Origin of the sequence: Cupriavidus phytorum (genome assembly GCF_003254285.1) — a bacterium.
In the GTDB taxonomy this organism is placed as follows: Bacteria; Pseudomonadota; Gammaproteobacteria; order Burkholderiales; family Burkholderiaceae; genus Cupriavidus; species Cupriavidus phytorum.
On sequence record NZ_QKZN01000001.1, the window covers coordinates 628951 to 647598 of the forward strand.

Here is an 18648-nt window from a genome sequence, read left to right on the forward strand (position 1 = left end):
AAGTCTGATTCGGCTCTTGTGGTTGCCACAGACCCTCAAGAACTGCCTGCTACGCACAGCTGGAGCTGCCTGGCGCTATGGATGGGTGGGTGACAGGTGTTTCCAAACGCTACAGCGCGCGCGGGGGAGTTGGGTCGGTTCGACACAGGGGCCGCTCTCCGAATAGGGCCGAACGCGTGCTGCACTGCGGAAAACAGCATGAATTGCTCCCTTGGCGCGCATCGATCGTCGGGATTTCCCCTAGGTAAAGCCTGGCTGGCACAGAACCTGTAGAGGGAAGGGTGCAGTCCACCTACTTGACCCACAGAAGGAGCAGAAATGTCGCGCAACGGCTCGGAATGGACCCGGAGACCTTCCCTTACCGCATCGCAGTTCGTAGATCCGAGGATCTACACGGACGAAGAGATCTTCAAGGAAGAACAACAGCAGATCTTCGACAAATGTTGGCTGGTCGCCTGTCATGAAAGCGAATTGCCGGCACCGCTTGACTACCGCCTGTACGAGCACCCTGGCGGCCACAACATGATCATCATCCGGGACGAGGACAACAAGATTCACGTCTTCAACAATATCTGCCCTCACCGAGGCAACTTGCTGTTGCACGAAGCTTCTGGATCGATTGCGGCAGCGAGCGCGTCCGGCGGGCCAAAGCGCATCACTTGCATTTTCCATGCGTGGGCATTTGATGCGCGCGGGAACTGCGTCGACATCCCTCGGGAAAAGGAGGGCTACCAGGACCGTGTGTCGAAGTGCGATTACAGCCTGCGCGAATTCCGGTCGGAAGTTGCGCACGGTGGTTTCGTATGGGTCAACGTCGACGATAACGGGCCTTCGCTCAAAGAGTACCTCAACGGCGCTCTTGACCCCTTGGCAGAGATGCTGGCGGAGCCTCTGGAGATCTTCCATTACCACCGCGCGGTTGTCGAGGGTAACTACAAGCTTTGGCATGACACCAACTGCGAGCTGTACCACGACTACATGCATTACCACAACCGGGTCACGGGTATGCTGCAGCCCGGCTACTTCGACCGGGAGTTCGTCACCTTCGAAGGCGGTCATGCCCAGGTTACGGACATGATGCTGAAGTACGACGCAATGAAAGGCCATGAGAAGCAGACGCTTGGCTGGCCAGGCTTGGGTCCCAACCGTTGGGCGCTGGTCGACCTCTTCCCCGGTGCGACGTTCAATATTCGAGCTCCGGCATTCCGACTCGACACGGTTCTGCCGCTCGGCCCCAACAAGCTGCTTATTGAGTATCGCGGCTTTGGTCTGAAGGCTGATACCGCCGAAGAAAGGGCGGCGCGTGTTCGTATGCACAACTCCATCTGGGGCCCATTCGGACGCAATCTCCCCGAGGATCTCATGGGGGCATATGGACAGGGTCTTGCGCTTGCCGACCGAAGCGAAGCTCCTGTCATCCTGCATGCGCGGGTAGAGAACAACAAGATTCACGACGAAGTTGGCATGCGCCACTTCTATCAGGAATGGAGTCGTCGCATGGGACGGAAGGCGTCTGACCCTTTTTGCGAGCTGTGAACCCTGAACCAGAAGAACTGCCACACTCAATACAGGACATAGACATGGAAATCGAAAGCACCGTTCGTGCACTGATCGCAAAAACATGCCTGGCGCTAGATGGAAACGACTACGCAGGATACCTGAACCTTTGCCACGAGAACTTCAACTATCGGATCACCGCATATAGTCCGGAGATCCGAAAAGACATGCTCTGGCTGGAAAAGAACAAGCGCGATCTGAAGGATTTATTCAACCTGCTGCCGAAGCAGAACATGGACCGGACACCGCTCACGCGCCATTTTTCAATCTTCACAGTAGAACCGGCAGGCCAAGAAGGTCATGTGAAGGTCATGTCAGCACTTCAGGTATTTCGCACTGAGCATCAAGGTGGGACTACCTCTCTCGTCGCAGTCGGTAAGTACCTCGACGAGATCCAGGTCAGCAGCGATGGGGCAGTACTGGTGGACCGAGAGGTACGACTGGATACCAGAATGCTCGGAAAAGGCTATCACGTTCCTTTCTAGAGTTTGAACATCATGAAGATCACCATTCACTCTCGCAACGAGCGCCATGAGTTCAAGGCTGACGAAGGCCAGAGCTTGTTGATGGCTGGCCTTTCCAGTGGGGTTGCACTGCCGTATGCGTGCGCAAGCGGAACTTGCGGAAGCTGCAGCGCGCGACTCGCGGCAGGCAAGGTCGAAGACCTGTGGAGTGCCGCCCCCGGCAAGAAGCCCACAGCGAAGGCTGACGAAATTCTGCTGTGCCAGTGTGCGCCGCGGGGTGACTGCGAAATCGAGTTGAAGCAGTCCGTATCACAGGTTGCACCCGATGAAATTCGACCGTTTACCGCTGAAGGGACGGTAACCCGTTGGGAGTTGCTGACGCACGATGTGGCCTCCTGGGAGATCGAACTTCAGGAGCCGATGAACTACCGGGCGGGTCAGTTCGTGCTGCTTGGAACCCCAGGTATCAGTGGATACCGAGCATATTCAATCGTCAATTACGAGCGTGACTCTTGCAGGCTTGAACTGCTGATCAAGAGGAAGCCCGGGGGAGGTCTTTCAGAAGCTTACTTTGGGACGAACCAGGTGGGAACGTCTGTGCGTGTGATGGGCCCACTTGGACAAGCCGTCTTCAAACCGTCGCTGCAGAAGAACTTGCTCTGTATTGCTGGAGGCAGCGGCGTGGCTGGGATGATGTCCATTCTTTCGCATGCGCAAGAGCTAGACTATTTTTGGGACAAGACGGGTGCTGTTTTCTTCGGCGTGCGCTCTATGCGAGACACGTTCTTTTTGGAGCGTCTAGCTGGTTTCTCGCGTGCAGCACGAGGCGGACTCGACGTTACGATTTGCATTTCCGATGAGTCGGTTTCGCTAGATGTCGCTCATCAGTATCCGGGGTTGGCGTTCAAACAGGGCCTCGTTCACGAGGTGGCGTTGACGCAGATGGAGGGACGACTTTCAGATGTCCATGCTTTTCTAGCCGGTCCGCCTCCGGCAGTTGACGCGGCTATGCGCGGCCTTGTACTGCAAGGCAAGCTCAGCCCGACGAACATTTCGTACGACAAATTTAACTGACTCGCAAGGAGTAAGGAAATGGCACGTCATTATGTCTGTGACCGCCGAGACATTGCCGAGAACGGCATGGCCACCTTCGATCTCGCCGGTGGAGCATCCATTCTTCTGTTGCGGGTGGATGACCAGATTTACGCCTGCGATGGCGTTTGCCCACATCAGGAGGTGCGCTTAGAGGATGGGCTGTTCGACGGTGAGGTACTGACGTGCCACCAGCATATGTGGCAGTGGAAAGTAGCAACAGGGGAGCCCGTGGGGCTCGCAGAGTGCCCACTGAATGTTTATAGGGTCGATATGGAAGGAGAGGCCATCTACGTAGATCCCGAAATGAAGCTGTAGCCATGGTCATGACGGCTTGGTGCAATCCCCCGCCCGTCATTTGCGCAACCCACTAAATCATTAGCGCACTTACTACTAGATCCATCGTCGACACGAAACGAGGAGACAACGATGACCAGCAATACTCTAGACAATGAGATGCCGGTATCCCCAGCACGTGTTTCAACCGCAAGTATGGTTGGAACCATCATGGAGTGGTACGACTTCTTTTTGTATGGTTTCACGGCGGCGCTAGTTTTCGGCCAACTTTTCTTTCCCGCCTATTCTTCAGTTGCCGGCACGCTTGCCTCTTTCGGCACCTTGGCAGTCGGCTTTGTGGCGCGACCACTAGGCGGCATTGTCTTCGGGCACTACGGTGACCGAATCGGCCGTAAGACAATGCTGATTACCACGCTCACACTCATGGGCGCTTCAACGTTCGCAATCGGGCTATTGCCGACGTATGAGGTGATTGGAATATGGGCACCGATCTTGCTGACCATCTGCCGCTTCCTGCAAGGCATCGCGCTTGGAGGCGAGTGGGGTGGGGCAGTGTTGATGGCGGTTGAATATGCACCGCCAGCTCGCCGTGGCTTTTTCGGCAGTGTTGTTCAAATCGGTGCCACAATTGGTCTGGCTATTGCTACCGCCGTCCTGTTCAGCGCATCGTACTTTCTGACCAAAGAACAGTTCATGTCCTGGGGTTGGCGCGTCCCGTTCTTGCTCAGTATCGTTATGCTGCTGTCAGGTCTGTATATCCGGATGAAGGTCACTGAAACGCCCGCGTTCCGGAAAGCGCAAGCAGCCGGCAAAATCGCCAAGTTCCCCGTTGTTGAGGTGCTGCGAAATCATCCGGGGGTTGTTGTGCATACCGCGTTCATCTACCTCGGCGCGATTACTGTCCCGTTCTACACCGTGTGGGTATTTTTGACCTATTACGCCACTTCTGTCCTGAAGTTGGACAGATCGATGGTGCTCCTCGGTGTTGTCGTGGTCAACCTTGTGCTCACCCTTGTCATCCTCGCCGCGGGCGCATTGTCGGACCGTATCGGAAAAAAGCCGATCTTCCTGACTGGATTCTTGTTTCTCGCTGCCATAGCATTTCCGTTTTTCACCATCGTTGACCTCGGTGAGATTAAATGGGTCTGGCTAGCCATGATGCTGATGGCTGGCCCCCTCTGGGCGATGTGGGGAGCTTTGCCGGCGTACTTTACTGAGCTGTTCCCCGAACAGCTCAGGTATACCGGTATCTCGCTGGGCAGCCAGGCTGCGACGATCATCGGCGGCCTTGTGCCTCTGTTTTCAACCGCGGTGCTCCCGAAGTACGGTACCTGGCCGATCTCAGCGCTGCTCATTGCCTCTGAGGTGATGGCTTTTATCGGGCTTTTTGCGCTCAGCCGCCGCAAGTCCGCACTAGAGAGCGAATGCAGTGTAGTGGCATAAAAGCCAATGCAAGGCGCGACTGAGTCGCGCCTTTTCTCGTTTCCCACCAGTGCTTGATGCGAGAACAAAAAAGTGGCGCGACTTCATTTTTGGTCTAGCGCGCCTTGGAGGCGACCGTGAGCACCACTGCCCTGATTGGTTTTCTTTGCATAGTTGCCATAGGGAGCTACCTGCAAGCCTTCACAGGGTTTGCCCTTGGCATCTTCGTACTTGGCGCTGCAGTCGTGCTTCAACTCGTGCGACTTGAAACCACCGCGACTGCAATCAATATCATGACGCTGGTGAATACTGCGCTCGCGCTTCGCGGAAATCTCCATCTCTTGAACCGAAAGCTCTTTGTCCGTACTCTGTTAGGGATAATTCCTGGGGTGCCGTTAGGTGTCTGGCTGCTTGATACTGTTAGCTCACGCAGCGCCACGCTGCTACAACTGACTCTTGGTTTGGTTGTTTTGATTGCCGGGGCTACGCTATGTGTGCGTCCCCGTGCAAGAGCGGAGACCTCTCGATCGACAAGCTTTGTGTTGGCTGGAGGTGTAGGTGGCGTCCTGGGTGGAATGTTCAGCGTACCTGGTCCGCCTATCATCTACCAGTTCTACATACAGCCCCTGGCATTGGAGCAGGTAAGGCTCACGCTCCTCGGAATTTTTGGCACCATTTCGCTCATGCGGATTACTATCCTCGCAGCAAATGGAGGCGTCGATTCTAACGCTGTCTATCTGGGGCTACTATCGGTTCCGGTGGTGGCAATTACAACAGCGTTGTTCATTCGATTTCCACCCCAGCTTTCTGACTTGGCAATACGGCGCGCGGCTTTCTTGCTGCTCTCAGCGATGGGCATTTGTATCTTTGCGATGGGGTGGCGATGAGCCGCGTTCGTCCACAACCGGATCAGCTGAGCGGTACCGCCAGCCTGATGGCATTGAGGCACCAGATCGGTCCCATCATGTGCCCTTTGTTCCCGGGGCGGCCTGCTCTTTTGCAACCTGGCCTGCCGTAGACTGGGCCGATAGCTTCTCCAGTTTGCGGTATAGAGTCTTGCGACTGATGCCCAATATGCGGGCAGCCTCGGACATGTTTCCATCGGATGCGGCTATGGCTCGTCGGACGGCATCCATCTCTATTTGTGCCAAGTCGCAGGGTTGCGCTTCCGCCTGGGACGGCGTTTCCGAGCCTTCGGTTGGAACTAGTTCATCTGGCAAATGCTCAAGCCTTAGCTCAGTGCCATCCCTGAGGATTGCAAGCGCGGTGCGCAGAGTCATTTGAAGCTGACGGATGTTGCCTGGCCATGGGTGAGTGCAAAGCGCGTGGCGCACGTCCGGTGTGACTTCAATTTTCCTGCCGCCACTCTCTGCGTTGATGACAAAGTCAATTAGACAGGAGATGTCCTTTCTTTCCCGAAGAGATGGGAGACGTATGCGAAGACCATTCAGGCGATAGTAGAGGTCCTCGCGAAAGCGACCGGCCGTGACTTCGTCAATCATCGAACGATGTGTTGCGCAAACGATGGAGACATCCACAGGCATGCTCCGCGTGCTGCCGAGCGGGGTGACTTGACGCTCCTGTAGCACCCTCAGCAGCCTGCCTTGAAGGGAGAGAGGCATGTCTCCGATTTCATCAAGAAATAGCGTTCCTCCATTTGCCTGCAAAATTTTTCCGGGGAAGCCTTTGCGCTTCGCACCGGTAAATGCGCCTTCCTCATAACCGAACAGTTCAGACTCAATCAGCCCCTCTGGAATCGCTGCACAGTTGACAGCCACGAAAGGTCCGTTGTGCCGAGGCCCGGAGTTGTGAAACGCAGCGGTAAAGACCTCTTTGCCAACGCCTGATTCGCCTTCAATAAGCAGTGGGATATCAGAGCCAAGTATCATCGATGCCTTCTGAATCGCTCGTTGCATCTGCGGGTCCCCGAGGTCGAGGTCCTTTAGGAGGACGCGTGCGCTTCTTGGCCTCGTTTGTTGTTGATCCGTACTTTGACTGGCATCGGTGGGCGCCCGGGCTGAGCAAGCTGCCTCGCCGGTAACTCCCACGTTTACGATCATCGTTACCTCGCGGCCATCCCGGAGAGAGGCTGCAAACTGGCTGCCTCGCATCGCGCGAGCCTTGTCGACAAAGCGCTCCAATGAAAAGTTGAAGCCAAACAAATCCGTGAATCGCTTGCCAAGGGTATCGCGGGGGTCCAGGTTTAGGAGACAGCGTGCTGCGCTGTTGGAGCCGAGTAGCTTTCCGTCAGATCCAAACACCGCGATCGCTTGCTTGATGGTCGTAAGGTACTCAGCCACAGGATGGAAAACGACGACGATCTCGTCGGCCATCTCGCGCACAAGCATGCGGTTCTCTATCAGCACCGCTACAGTACGAATCAACGGAAGAGCGTGGATGGCAGGGCTGGTGCTGTATGCAGCGAAAACGCCTGCGATTGTGCCGGCAGAGTCGAAACATGGTGCTGCTGCCCCACTCAGGGAGCGAAATGAGATCAGATAATGCTCAGCCAAGTCGACTGTTACCGGCGCACGGCTGGCTACGCATGTGCCGATCGCATTTGTGCCAGCAATCGCTTCTGACCAACTAACTCCCGGCTGAAAGAGGGGACCGAAAGGCCCGGACATTAGGTCCGCATCGCCCTTGCTACAAACAATGATGCCCTCGGCATCGGCTAACACAACCACCGTGCCGGTACCGGCCATCTGTTCGAATGTGTTTTCGACAGAAGGCTCGGCATATTTAAGAAGTTTGCTGTTGCGAGACCTAACCGCCCGGCCATCTGCCCAGGACGTCACAGGTGGAAGAACCTGATGTGTTTCGGCCAATCCTGACGCAATAGAACGCTGCCAAGATGCCTCCAAGGCATGTTTTGCTAGGGCGCCTTTGGCTTGATGGAACTCCAGGGGCACACGTGTCTCCACTGTTTTGGGGTGAGAGGCGCGACTTCGCTGGTCAACGCTCATCGTTATGGTAAAGCAGTTCACGGCATAAGGCGCGCCCCTTTGTGGGCAGGCAGCCGCCAATCGTTTGCCCGAAGCGCTTCCGCTCATGGAGGTAGGCGCCGCTTTCCTAAGGTCTCCCATTTCCGTCTGCCCCGGCACATCCACAGCGTCCGCCTTGGTGGACCGTTCGGTACAGAAATTGCGCGTTGAAGCGCTGTAGTCCCGGTCGCATGAGCCAAAGGCTGCACTTTTTTAGCACAAAACGTTAAAAGTGCAGGATTGTATTGACTGGTCGGTCCAGCGACCTATTCTGGAGTGCAGACATTGAGGGGAGCCGCAAGCATATGGTGAAGGGAACCAGTCACAGCCCGCAACGAGACCGCATCCTGAGGGCTGCGGCGCAGCTTTTTGCGCAACGGGGATACCACGCTGTAGGCATAAACGCGATTCAAGAGGCGGTCAACCTGGGACGCGGAGCGCTATACCACCATATCCACAGCAAGGAGGACTTGCTTTACGAGATTACGCGAGAGTACATCACGGATCTTGCAGCTTTCGCCGAACAGCTTAATGCGGATATGGATCCGCGCGAGAGAATCGAATTACTTGGCCGGCATCTCGTGTTGAAGATCGCGTCGCACCAGGCTGAACTGACGGTTTGCTTCCGTGACGTGCAATCGCTAACTGCTGGCCGACGTGCAGAAGTCATGGCGCTACACTCGAAATACGAAAAGGCATGGCGCGCGGTCTTGGTCGATGGAGCTGACCTGGGAATTTTTCGTCCCTACGATCCCGTCGTTTTGAAGGGCGTGCTGGGTATGTACTTCTACAGTTACCTTTGGATTCGCCCAGAAGGTACGGTTAGCCCGGAAGCAATAGCGGAGCGTCTAAATGAGATGGCGCTTCGAATGGTGCAGAGGTAAAACTTAATTTAAAGCTTCTCATCGAGGCCCGGTAAGACATTATCACGGGCCAAACTGTACCGACCAATCGGTACAGTCCATAACCCCTACGGAGACAACCCGATGCACGAGAAATCCGGCGGCCAAACAATTCCTTGGGCGGGACCAACGGTGGAAGATCGCCAAGAGAGGGAAGAAGGCTTTTTAAATATCGAACGAAGGAGGCCCGACTCTCCCTATTTCCTGGGTGAAAGCCATTCGTATAATCGCAGAGCGTTCCTGGCTAGCGGTATGGTCGCAATGGGTGCGGGGATAGCTACCAATGCCATGTCAGCTGCACCGGCAGGGGCGAAAAACCGTGATGCCCCCTCAGATCCGACAAAAGTTCAGGGTGAAGACACATGGGCAGATGGCGGCTATGGAACGCGTTCGCAGTTTGAGACCGAGATCCGCACTCAACCTAAAACGCCGACGAACCAGTCATCGTGGACGATGACGCCGCTTCAAAATGGTCTCGGGATTATCACCCCTTCCGGACTTCACTTCGAACGCCATCATGGAGGTATCACGACAATTGATCCCTCCAAGCACATGCTCTATGTCCATGGCATGGTGAAGCAGGCCAAGAAGTTCGGTATGCAGGACATAAGGCGGTTCCCATCGGTATCCCGCATCTTATTCATTGAGTGTTCGGGGAATGGTCTGACCGAATGGGTAAAGCCGACGATGAAGACAGTGCAAGGGACGCACGGATTGACCTCAACGTCCGAGTGGACCGGCGTTCCGCTCGCTACGATTCTGAACGAAGTTGGTGTAAAGCCTGGCGCCAAATGGCTGTTGGCAGAAGGTGGCGACGCAGCAGTCATGACTCGGAGTATTCCTCTCGACAAGGCATTAAAGGATTGCTTTTTGGCATATGGTCAGAACGGTGAAGCCATTCGTCCTGAGCAAGGATACCCGTTGCGCCTTATCGTGCCCGGCTATGAAGGGAATACACATATCAAATGGCTAAGACGACTGGAGATTTCTGACCGGCCATTTATGACGAGAGAGGAGACATCTAAGTACACTGATTTGCTTCCGAATGGAAAGGCCGTCCAATTTTCATTCGAGATGGATGCAAAGTCCGTGATTACATATCCCTCAGGAGAGATGTTACTTCGTGGCCCCGGCTTTTATGAGATTACAGGGCTCGCATGGTCTGGCCGCGGCAGCATCCGCAAGGTAGAGATTAGCGTCAATGGTGGAAAGAGTTGGACGGAGGCAAAATTGCAAGGACCGGTTCTCCCGATCTGTCACACACGCTTCCGATTCGCATGGCAATGGGATGGAAAAGAGTGTGTCCTGCAAAGTCGCTGTGTCGATGACACTGGATATCGGCAACCAACGCTGGCTGAGCTTACCAAAGTTCGAGGCACCAATGGGCCAGTCGCCTCGGTTTATCACCTAAATGCAATTCAAAGCTGGAAAGTCGCATCCGACGGGAGAGTCTCCAATGTTCACCACAGCTAGGCGCATGCGTGATGTAGTCCTCCTTGGCTTTCTTTACGTGGGTGGCGGCCAGGGACTATCGATTGCCGCGGAAAGTGTACGAGCGTATGGCTTTGGGTCGCCTGCGACCGAGAAAGATCTGGCAGGCTTTATATCTCCTCTGCCTGACGGTACAGGATTGCCAAAGGGAGCTGGCAGCGCGAAGGAAGGGAAGCAGATCTTTCAGCAAAAATGTGCAGCATGCCATGGTGTTAGCCTCGAGGGAGGAATTGCGGACCGTCTCATAGGTGGCCGTGGAACATTGGTTAATAATGATCCAACTAAAGCCCCAGTAAAGACAGTTGAAAGCTATTGGCCATATGCAACAACCCTTTTTGATTACATCAAACGTGCCATGCCTTTTAATGCGCCTGGTAGTCTAACCAACAATGAGGTATATGCGTTGTCTGCCTATATCCTTTCGGAAGGGAAGATCATTGACTCCACTGCCACGTTGAGCGATAAGACCCTTGCGAATGTGAAGATGCCGAACCGAGACGGCTTTATTCCTGACCCCAGAGGCAAGAAGCCTTAGTTGCTCGAAGCAAGCTTGCGTTCTTTTGGTATCCCGCTTTCCTCATTTCGAGTGGCGAAAACGGCTCTACTCCTTCCGTAATGTTAATAACGTGTCACATTTTTCGTGCTCGCCAGTCGGTGTTTGACAACCAACCAACTAGTAGGTAGAATACCTGCATTGGATGACGTAGGGTGGGTTAGTCGGATGACGGCAATGGGAACGCGGGAAGCGCTGGTGTGCGCGGCGGAAAATTTGATGCGCTCGAAGGGGTACGCTGCTTTCAGCTACGCCGACCTTGTTGAAACCGTCGGTATCAAGAAGGCAAGCATCCATCACCATTTTCCAACCAAGGAAGATTTGGGGGTAGCCATTGTCGAAGCCTACATCGATAGGGTACGCATCGACTTTGAGCGGATCGAACTGGTCCATGAAGACTTGGAAGGCCGCCTGAAGGCGTTTTTCCTCGCTTTCAGTGCCAGCAGTGAGGGTGGCTTGTTGCCACTCTGCGGTGCACTCGCTGCTGAAATGGCCGCGCTACCGCTGGGTTTGCAAAGGCTCACGCACCATTTCTTCGATCTTCAATTGAAGTGGCTGACAAAGATACTCGATAAGGGGGTTGTCAATGGAGAGATTCCGGCAGCTCCCGGCACGCGGCAGAAGGCTTTCCAACTTTTAAGTGCACTGGAAGGCGCAAGTTTTATTAACTGGGCGCTGAAGGACGGTGAGGCGCTGGATTGGAACTTTATTCGACTTGTGGCGGGCCTCGATAAGTAGGGGCTGATTTGTCACGTATCCCTGGTTGCACCTAGGGCCATCCGCACGGACTGGTCCTTTTATTTAACGTCGGCGCCTACCTACTAGTAGGTAGTGTGTTGCGAAGCATGATCATGAAACGAGTCAATGTCAAGATTTGGTCGGATTTTGTATGTCCTTGGTGCTGGATTGCCAAGCGACGTTTTGAAAAAGCCGTGGCGGCTCTGGAAAATCAAGTCGAGGTAGTCGTCACACACAAGGCCTACCGCCTTGCTAGAGGCATGGCTCCGGTGGATTTTAAGGAGGCTCTTTATGCAAAGTTCGGTAATTCGTCTGCAGCCGAAGGCATGATGGCGGCAGTCGCAAAAGCAGGCGTAACGGAAGGCTTGAAGTACAACTTTGACACCATGCGCTTTGGTGATACGACCGCTGCGCACGCTCTGGTCAAGAGTATCGAGTCCTCAGCCGACAGGCAACGGATGATTGAAGGAATCTACCGTGGTGTTACCACCGACGGACTCAACATCTTTGATGCCAACGTACTTCTCGCTCTCGCAAAAGAGCTCGGCGTTACCACATCCTTCGATTTCGAGTCCCGTGAACTGGAATCAGAGATAGCGCGTGATGAGAACGAGGCAAGTCATGTAGCAAATGGGGTCCCCCTGTTTGTGTTTGCTGACAAGTTCTTTGTCTCGGGAGCGCGCGAAGTGGCCAGTTTTGAAGCGACCCTGCTAAAGGCAGCTGCTGATGTGGAGGACTCGGCAGTGGCTGCTGGAGCGACTTGCAGTATCAATGGCTGTACAAGTTAGTTAGCAGGAGAAGCCAGTCTTCTCATTTAGGCGGTGTTGGCAACCAAGGGGGCCGACATTCGCAGGTTAGTGGACACGTCATGTGTCCTGGAAATTTCATATGCGCGAAAGCGCCTTTTTAAGAAGGAACTCATCCAATGAATGATAAACCGAATGGTATCGACGTTGCAGCTTTGAGCCAATTTGCAAAAGGTGTGGCCGAAGATATTTCAAAGCGAAGCGCCCGCTTCAACGTCAAGACGAAATGGGAGCACCAGACTCGTAGCGTGGCGACTGTTAGCCACTATTCCCTGGGTGGGGTCGAACACCAGCGGCATTTCGAAATTGCCGCAGATGAACCCACTGAATTGCTCGGGCAAAACTCCGCTCCGAATCCTCAGGAACTGCTCATGGCTGCGCTCAACGCTTGCCTCTCGGTGGGCTACGTTGTCAACGCTGCAGCGATGGGGATCACGGTCCATAGCCTGGAAATCGAAACCGACGGCGAACTGGACTTGCGTGGCTTCCTCGGCCTGGACGAAACCGTTAATCCTGGCTACGACGAAGTGAGCTACGCCGTGCGGTTGCACACTGACGCGTCGCGCGAACAAGTGGAGAAGCTGCATGACATCGTAACCAAAACGTCGGTGAACCTGGCTAACTTCTCCAAGGCCATCCGCATGGTTCCCACGCTGGAGATTCGTGAGGCGTAGCCTGGCAATCGCATCTTTCCTCTGTCACGTCGAAGTCGACTCCTCGGCGCTCAACTCCTTATCGTAGAACGTAATGAACACTCTGTTTACTCCATACAATCTGTCCGGCATCTCATTGGCCAATCGGGTGGTCATGGCCCCGATGACGCGGACCAGAACGACCGATAACGTTCCAAATGAACTCACGGCCCTCTATTACGCCCAGCGAGCATCGGCTGGCCTGATCATTACAGAGGGGATGCCGATTTCTGATGAAGGCCGTGGTTACCTGTATACGCCAGGGCTTTACACTGACGAACAGACTCAGGCCTGGCGCAAGGTCACCGCTGCTGTGCATGAGAATGGCGGCAAAATCTTCGCGCAGTTGTGGCACGTTGGTCGGATGTCTCATGTTTCCATTCAACCCGGCAATGCCGCTCCGGTGTCCTCGGGCACAGTCCCCGCTACGAATACAACCGTCTACGCATGGTCAGAAACCGGCGAGGCCGGCCCCGTCGCGCCTAGTGTTCCGCGAGCACTGACTACTGAAGAGGTCCGGCGTGTCTCGATGGACTTCGTTTCATCTGCGTTGCGCGCGATGGAGGCAGGGTTCGATGGAGTCGAGCTCATGGCAGCGAATGGCTTCCTGTTTGACCAATTCCTCAGCAGTGAGCTGAACACGCGGACGGATGAGTATGGTGGCTCTCTTGCGAATCGCCAACGCTTCCTGCTGGAAACAGTGGACGCCCTTGCTGCCGCAATTGGCGGTGAAAAGGTCGGCGTTCGCTTCTCGCCGTTTGGACGACTCTACGATTTGGGGGCCTATGCCGACGAAGAGGAAGCGTGGATGAGTGTCGCGGCCGAACTCAATGTGCGAGAACTGGCATACGTGCATCTGAACTATCAGCCCACCATTACTGCTGCGGATGTGCCGGCCGGCTTTGGGGCTAAGTTCCGCGAAGCTTATCAAGGCACGCTGATTGCCGCTGGCGGATTCAATCGCGAAATCGCCGATGCGGAGTTGGAGAAGGGCGAGTTGGACCTTGTTGCGTTCGGAACTGCGTACATTGCTAACCCGGACCTGGTCGAACGCATGAAACACGGCTGGCCGCTTGCAGAAAGCGATCGATCCACGTTCTATGGCGTCATCGGAGCGAAGGGATATACCGACTATCCGCGCTACGAGCGTGAAACTGTATAACGGAAACGTTACTTGCGACGTAAGCATGCACTCATGAGATCTTGCGTGCAGACGACCACCGGTGTGGTTGCTTCATGGCTATCCCACGAGTGCAGCGTCTGCTGCGTTCGCGGCTGCTATGCGCATTTTTGCTCTCTGCGAAAGAGCGGTGTACGGGCTAGTAGGGGAAACCTACTAGCCCTTTTTTTTGCAAAGTAGCTTGAGACTGCTGGCGCAATTTTTCTCATCGATTCGGGGAGCGCTGTGCACCCCATGGCCACTGCGACTAGCGCAAGCATTGCACCCATTTCCACACCGTGGACGGATGCTTGGAGCATATCTTCCTGGCATGGGGCGCCAGATCGGTGTTACCCCGGATTGACGGCTTACCAACTAGTAAGTAGGCTATGCTGAAAACATTGGACTTCCGGTTGCCACTAAGGGATGCAGGGCGCGACGTGGCCGCGCCAACTACCGTTGCAAACTTTAGTTTTGGTTGAAGGGAACCCTCGCTCGCAGCGAGCTTCGCAACGCTAGCCGCCTTACTGGTGGGTAAGTAGACGTGCGTAAAAAGAGATGCAGTTCCGCTCTACGTCATTGGAAGTACTTAATAAGCACGTAAATCAGAGGAGGAATATAAGTGGAGAGGTTTAACGACAGAGCAGCCCCCGCTGCCAAAACACAAAGCGACGGCAATCCCGGGAAGGAAAGCTGGCTGGCTTCTCACGAAGCAGGTTATGAAAAGAAGCTAAAACCCAGGCACGTGCAAATGATCGCGATGGGGGGCGCAATTGGGACTGGTTTGTTCCTGGGTGCTGGCGGCAGATTGCAAAGTGCGGGGCCCGCTTTGGCACTCGCCTATCTCGTATGTGGCGTCTTTGCGTTCTTTATTATGCGAGCACTTGGTGAGTTGGTCATGCACCGGCCGACAAGTGGGAGCTTCGCTTCCTATACGCGTGAGTTCATGGGCGAGCGCGCTTCATTTGTCACAGGCTGGATGTACTATTTGGCGTGGGCGGCAACGGGCATCGCTGACAGCACGGCTATTGCAATCTATTTGAAGTACTGGACAATCTTCTCCGACGCACCTCAGTGGGCGATTGCGCTAGGAGCACTCGCAGTTGTGTCGGTCATTAACATGATCGGAGTGAAACTGTTCGGCGAAATGGAGTTTTGGTTCTCCGTTATCAAGGTCGGCGCAATCGTGTTGTTCTTGGTTGTTGGAACATTCTTTCTCGCCAGTGGACAGTCTATTGACGGACATACTCCGGGACTGCAACTCATCGCGACCAATGGCGGCATCTTTCCGCATGGGGTTCTTCCCGCCGTCCTGATTGTTCAGGGTGTGGTATTCGCGTATGCCAGCATTGAGCTTGTTGGGGTCGCAGCAGGTGAAACCGAAAATGCCCGTAAGGTGTTGCCTAAAGCCATCAATAGCGTTATGTGGCGGATCGCACTGTTTTACGTTGGATCGATCCTGCTGCTGATCACTCTGCTCCCTTGGACTGCATATAGTGCGCATGAAAGCCCGTTCGTGACGTTCTTCAGCAAGCTGGGAATCCCGCATGTCGACAGCATTATGAACGTTGTTGTGCTCACAGCTGCGTTGTCTAATCTCAATGCTGGCTTGTACTCCACTGGGCGTGTGTTGCGGTCCCTTGCCATGGGTGGGTCAGCTCCTCAATACGTCGCCAGGATGAACGCCCGCGGCGTACCTTATGGCGGCATTGTGGTGACGATCTGCCTCATTGCGATTGGCGTCCCTCTGAACTATATCGTTCCAGAGCGAGCATTTGAGATTGTCCTCAATATTGCTGCCATCGGCATCATTACGACGTGGGCGTCAATCGTCCTTTGCCAGATTCTCTTCCGGCGCGCAGTGAATCGCGGCGAGATGCGTGATGTTTCGTTTCGGATGCCTGGCGCGCCATTCACGTCGTGGCTTACCTTGGTGTTCCTCGCAGTCGTGCTGCTATTGATGGCTTTGGACTATCCGAATGGGACGATTACGTTCGCAATGATTCCGGTACTCGCTATTGGCTTGGCACTTGGCTGGCGCCTTGCCGGACGAAAGGCGACAGGATCGAAAGAGCGATTCCGTATATCAACCTATGCGCAAGGCTCTCAGGTGGAAAATTGATCACAATGTGCAGAGTGATATGTGCAGATAGATCAACGTTCTTGTCGCGGATCCGTGTGTTTAGGCGGCGAAGACCTGACCGAGGTGGTGCACCAACTGCGCATCCCAGCCGCTGAGTCGTGAGCCCCGTTAAGTCGGTTCGCGCCGGCGCGCAGCGCAGAAGGTGACGAGAGCGGGTTTGCTGACCGTGCTGCAGAAACTTGGCCGCCTCGGACAAGTGAGCCAGGAACGCTTGGCAGTGGGCGAAATGGACCAGGGAGTCGTGAAGATGGGCAAACGCCTCTGATCTTGGAACCGCTTCAACGAGCAGAGCAGTTGCGTCACGTAGTTGTAGAAATTGGGATTGCCTACTGCCGGGGGCACTCCTGTCTCTGCCCGCCCTCAGGGCGGGTTTCTTTGGAGCAATTCAGATGAAGTTCACTGTTTCCTGCCTCGTCGCCTGTACCGCACTGGTCTCAACGATGGCAGCATCGTATGCAGCCGACTATCCCACCAAACCGATTCGCCTCGTTGTGCCTTATCCTGCTGGCGGCTCGACAGATGCCGTCGCACGGATGGTCGGTCAAAAGCTATCCGTAAAGTTTGGCCAACCAGTGGTGGTCGAAAACAGGCCTGGCGCCAGCGAAGCAATCGCTGCGAGCTTTGTCGCTAAATCGGCACCCGATGGCTACACCATCTTTCTGTCCACCATGACCGGACTGTCGGTCAATCCGAGCTTGTACAGCAAGCTGGCCTACGCCCCCCAAAAGGATTTCGCGCCAATTACCCTTGCCGCAACGATCCCGAGCGTGATCGTTGTGAATCCAAACGTTCCAGCGCAGTCTATGCCGGAGTTACTCAAGTACTTGAAAAGCCGGCCTGGAACAGAAGGTTATGCCTCTGCAGGAAACGGGACCCCAAGTCATCTCGGCATGGAGTTGTACAAAAGAGTGATGCATCTCGACACCACTCATGTGGCGTACAAAGGGGGAGCACCGACACTACAGGATCTGATGGCTGGCCAAGTCCGAGTCATGATGGCCCTAGTACCCGAGGCAATGCCGCTAGTGAAGGCAGGCAAGCTGAGGGCGCTGGCAATTACCACAGCAAAGCGCTCCACAGAGTATCCGGATCTTCCCACGGTAGCCGAATCCGGTGTGCCAGGCTTCGAGATGATTTTCTGGTCAGCGTTTGTAGCGCCGGCCGGCACGCCTAAGGATGTCATCGCAAAGCTGAATCGGGAGATTGACGGCATCCTGCACGAAAAGGAAACGAGGGCAAAGCTGACGGAGATGGGGCTGGAGCCTGCAGGCGGTTCGCCGGAAAGTCTCTCCACGTTCATCAAGAACGAGACCGGAAAGTGGAAGAAGGTCGTCGACGATGCGGGCATTAAGCTCGACTGACGCCTTTCGTAGGGAACGGCGCTCATGCGGTGGGGTTGCCATGATGTACGCAACCCCTCGCCGACCTATTGTGAGGCCTTGGGCTCCAGTCTCCAGCCCCCGCCGCAACGGACAACTTGCTGGAGGTGTACCGAGCAGGAATGGCTTGCATCCGTACCGTCCTTCCTGGCTGCCCGACCGCGAAGCGGTCCATGTGCACGTCCACGTATGCTCAACTGACGGAGAAATCTGTGCTAAGGAGTATTGGGTTATTCCCAATACCTATGGAAACCTAAGCATAGGCTCAGGAATAACCAAATACATATGCTTACGTAAGGATATGTTTAGGTTTTTTTAGTAAGCATATCCTCACTTTATATATGCTAGGGACAGCCGAAGGCCCCCTACACGCTCAAGCGAGGCTCCTTCTGGCATCCGGAACCTGGATGCTTCCGACAGTCTTTTCAAGTCACGCGCTATCTTCGCCCGCGTGCCGGTCGTCTCAACTCTTCCCCCGCAGAGACCGGTCTCCCCCCGTCGCTGCCGTAATCTAGCCGACCAACGAGGCGGTCACCACCGAAGCCTTTCAATGGAAAGGGCGGCCCTCCCGTCGGGCGCCTTGTGGCCGGCCGACGTGTGACAATATCGTATATCTCCGTAAAGGTGGGATGGCGTAGATTCATTAGCTATATCGGCGGCCATCACACGGTGGAAAAAATATAAGGTGATTTGCCTGCTGTGGCAGGCCGCTCTCAATACGTTACTAGCTCGCTGGCGCGGGCTCAATTTCAAGCCGATGCCGCCGCCACGCTATGAAGTAGGCTATTCCGGAACAATTCCTGCCGCACGGATCATGCGCCTGTAGGTTCTGTGCCTCGTGCCGTTGGTATTCCGCCAGTTCCAGAGGTGTCGACGTGCGGACAGCAGTGCCACTCACTGAATAGAAGGCGTCCCGCGCCTTTTCCGACTTCGCCGCGTCGGCGAATAGGCCAGCAATGCGCCTTGTGA

At 55.0% G+C, this 18648-nt stretch carries 16 protein-coding genes; 15 read left to right on the top strand and 1 reads right to left on the bottom strand.

What is annotated here, in order from left to right; genetic code table 11:
• Window positions 1-318: 318 nt before the first annotated feature.
• The 6 genes from C7416_RS02695 (at window position 319) to C7416_RS02720 (ending at window position 5719) form a co-directional block, all read left to right on the top strand.
• Window positions 319-1536: an aromatic ring-hydroxylating oxygenase subunit alpha gene (locus C7416_RS02695; protein ID WP_111516991.1), complete on the top strand. Its 1218-nt coding sequence runs from the start codon at window positions 319-321 to the stop codon at window positions 1534-1536.
• A 44-nt stretch (window positions 1537-1580) separates the two neighbouring features.
• The gene (locus C7416_RS02700) at window positions 1581-2042 is read left to right on the top strand and encodes an aromatic-ring-hydroxylating dioxygenase subunit beta (protein WP_111516992.1); all 462 of its coding nucleotides are present in this window, start codon (window positions 1581-1583) and stop codon (window positions 2040-2042) included.
• A gap of 12 nt (window positions 2043-2054) precedes the next feature.
• A complete protein-coding gene (locus tag C7416_RS02705; protein ID WP_111516993.1) occupies window positions 2055-3095 on the top strand; it encodes a 2Fe-2S iron-sulfur cluster-binding protein in 1041 nt (346 codons plus the stop codon).
• 18 nt (window positions 3096-3113) lie between these two features.
• Window positions 3114-3431: a Rieske 2Fe-2S domain-containing protein gene (locus C7416_RS02710; protein WP_111516994.1), complete on the top strand. Its 318-nt coding sequence runs from the start codon at window positions 3114-3116 to the stop codon at window positions 3429-3431.
• A gap of 111 nt (window positions 3432-3542) precedes the next feature.
• Window positions 3543-4853 (top strand): MFS transporter, encoded by a 1311-nt coding sequence (locus tag C7416_RS02715; protein ID WP_111516995.1) that lies wholly within the window; start codon window positions 3543-3545, stop codon window positions 4851-4853.
• 116 nt (window positions 4854-4969) lie between these two features.
• Window positions 4970-5719 (top strand): TSUP family transporter, encoded by a 750-nt coding sequence (locus C7416_RS02720; RefSeq protein ID WP_181461130.1) that lies wholly within the window; start codon window positions 4970-4972, stop codon window positions 5717-5719.
• Between the two features lie 75 nt (window positions 5720-5794).
• Here C7416_RS02720 and C7416_RS02725 read toward each other — a convergent pair whose 3' ends face one another.
• Complete coding sequence (locus tag C7416_RS02725) at window positions 5795-7744, bottom strand: sigma-54-dependent Fis family transcriptional regulator (protein ID WP_181461131.1); 1950 nt, start codon at window positions 7742-7744, stop codon at window positions 5795-5797.
• A gap of 377 nt (window positions 7745-8121) precedes the next feature.
• Between C7416_RS02725 and C7416_RS02730 the strand changes: the two genes are divergently transcribed.
• The 9 genes from C7416_RS02730 to C7416_RS02770 all read left to right on the top strand — a co-directional run bounded on the left by C7416_RS02730 (window position 8122) and on the right by C7416_RS02770 (window position 17661).
• Window positions 8122-8700, top strand: a complete 579-nt coding sequence (locus C7416_RS02730) for a TetR/AcrR family transcriptional regulator (protein ID WP_111516998.1) — start codon at window positions 8122-8124, stop codon at window positions 8698-8700.
• Between the two features lie 270 nt (window positions 8701-8970).
• A complete protein-coding gene (gene soxC / locus C7416_RS02735) occupies window positions 8971-10191 on the top strand; it encodes a sulfite dehydrogenase (protein WP_371925273.1) in 1221 nt (406 codons plus the stop codon).
• Window positions 10175-10744: a c-type cytochrome gene (locus tag C7416_RS02740; RefSeq protein ID WP_111517000.1), complete on the top strand. Its 570-nt coding sequence runs from the start codon at window positions 10175-10177 to the stop codon at window positions 10742-10744. Before soxC ends, C7416_RS02740 begins: the two co-directional genes overlap by 17 nt.
• Window positions 10745-10939: 195 nt before the next feature.
• Window positions 10940-11500: a TetR/AcrR family transcriptional regulator gene (locus C7416_RS02745; protein WP_240988307.1), complete on the top strand. Its 561-nt coding sequence runs from the start codon at window positions 10940-10942 to the stop codon at window positions 11498-11500.
• Window positions 11501-11613: 113 nt separating this feature from the next.
• A complete protein-coding gene (locus C7416_RS02750; RefSeq protein WP_111517477.1) occupies window positions 11614-12288 on the top strand; it encodes a DsbA family oxidoreductase in 675 nt (224 codons plus the stop codon).
• A 137-nt stretch (window positions 12289-12425) separates the two neighbouring features.
• A complete protein-coding gene (locus C7416_RS02755; protein ID WP_111517002.1) occupies window positions 12426-12980 on the top strand; it encodes an OsmC family protein in 555 nt (184 codons plus the stop codon).
• 73 nt (window positions 12981-13053) lie between these two features.
• Window positions 13054-14160, top strand: coding sequence for an alkene reductase (locus C7416_RS02760; RefSeq protein ID WP_111517003.1), 1107 nt, complete (start codon window positions 13054-13056; stop codon window positions 14158-14160).
• 619 nt (window positions 14161-14779) lie between these two features.
• Window positions 14780-16279, top strand: a complete 1500-nt coding sequence (locus C7416_RS02765; RefSeq protein WP_111517004.1) for an amino acid permease — start codon at window positions 14780-14782, stop codon at window positions 16277-16279.
• 410 nt (window positions 16280-16689) lie between these two features.
• Window positions 16690-17661, top strand: coding sequence for a Bug family tripartite tricarboxylate transporter substrate binding protein (locus tag C7416_RS02770; protein WP_240988306.1), 972 nt, complete (start codon window positions 16690-16692; stop codon window positions 17659-17661).
• The last annotated feature ends 987 nt before the right edge of the window (window positions 17662-18648 follow it).

Coding starts and splice junctions, on each gene's coding strand:
- C7416_RS02715 (WP_111516995.1), top strand. CDS start 3,543: ATGACCAGCAATACTCTAGACAATGAGATGCCGGTATCCCCAGCACGT.
- C7416_RS02695 (WP_111516991.1), top strand. CDS start 319: ATGTCGCGCAACGGCTCGGAATGGACCCGGAGACCTTCCCTTACCGCA.
- C7416_RS02740 (WP_111517000.1), top strand. CDS start 10,175: ATGTTCACCACAGCTAGGCGCATGCGTGATGTAGTCCTCCTTGGCTTT.
- C7416_RS02710 (WP_111516994.1), top strand. CDS start 3,114: ATGGCACGTCATTATGTCTGTGACCGCCGAGACATTGCCGAGAACGGC.
- soxC (WP_371925273.1), top strand. CDS start 8,971: ATGGTCGCAATGGGTGCGGGGATAGCTACCAATGCCATGTCAGCTGCA.
- C7416_RS02770 (WP_240988306.1), top strand. CDS start 16,690: ATGAAGTTCACTGTTTCCTGCCTCGTCGCCTGTACCGCACTGGTCTCA.
- C7416_RS02755 (WP_111517002.1), top strand. CDS start 12,426: ATGAATGATAAACCGAATGGTATCGACGTTGCAGCTTTGAGCCAATTT.
- C7416_RS02750 (WP_111517477.1), top strand. CDS start 11,614: ATGAAACGAGTCAATGTCAAGATTTGGTCGGATTTTGTATGTCCTTGG.
- C7416_RS02705 (WP_111516993.1), top strand. CDS start 2,055: ATGAAGATCACCATTCACTCTCGCAACGAGCGCCATGAGTTCAAGGCT.
- C7416_RS02760 (WP_111517003.1), top strand. CDS start 13,054: ATGAACACTCTGTTTACTCCATACAATCTGTCCGGCATCTCATTGGCC.
- C7416_RS02745 (WP_240988307.1), top strand. CDS start 10,940: ATGGGAACGCGGGAAGCGCTGGTGTGCGCGGCGGAAAATTTGATGCGC.
- C7416_RS02730 (WP_111516998.1), top strand. CDS start 8,122: ATGGTGAAGGGAACCAGTCACAGCCCGCAACGAGACCGCATCCTGAGG.
- C7416_RS02700 (WP_111516992.1), top strand. CDS start 1,581: ATGGAAATCGAAAGCACCGTTCGTGCACTGATCGCAAAAACATGCCTG.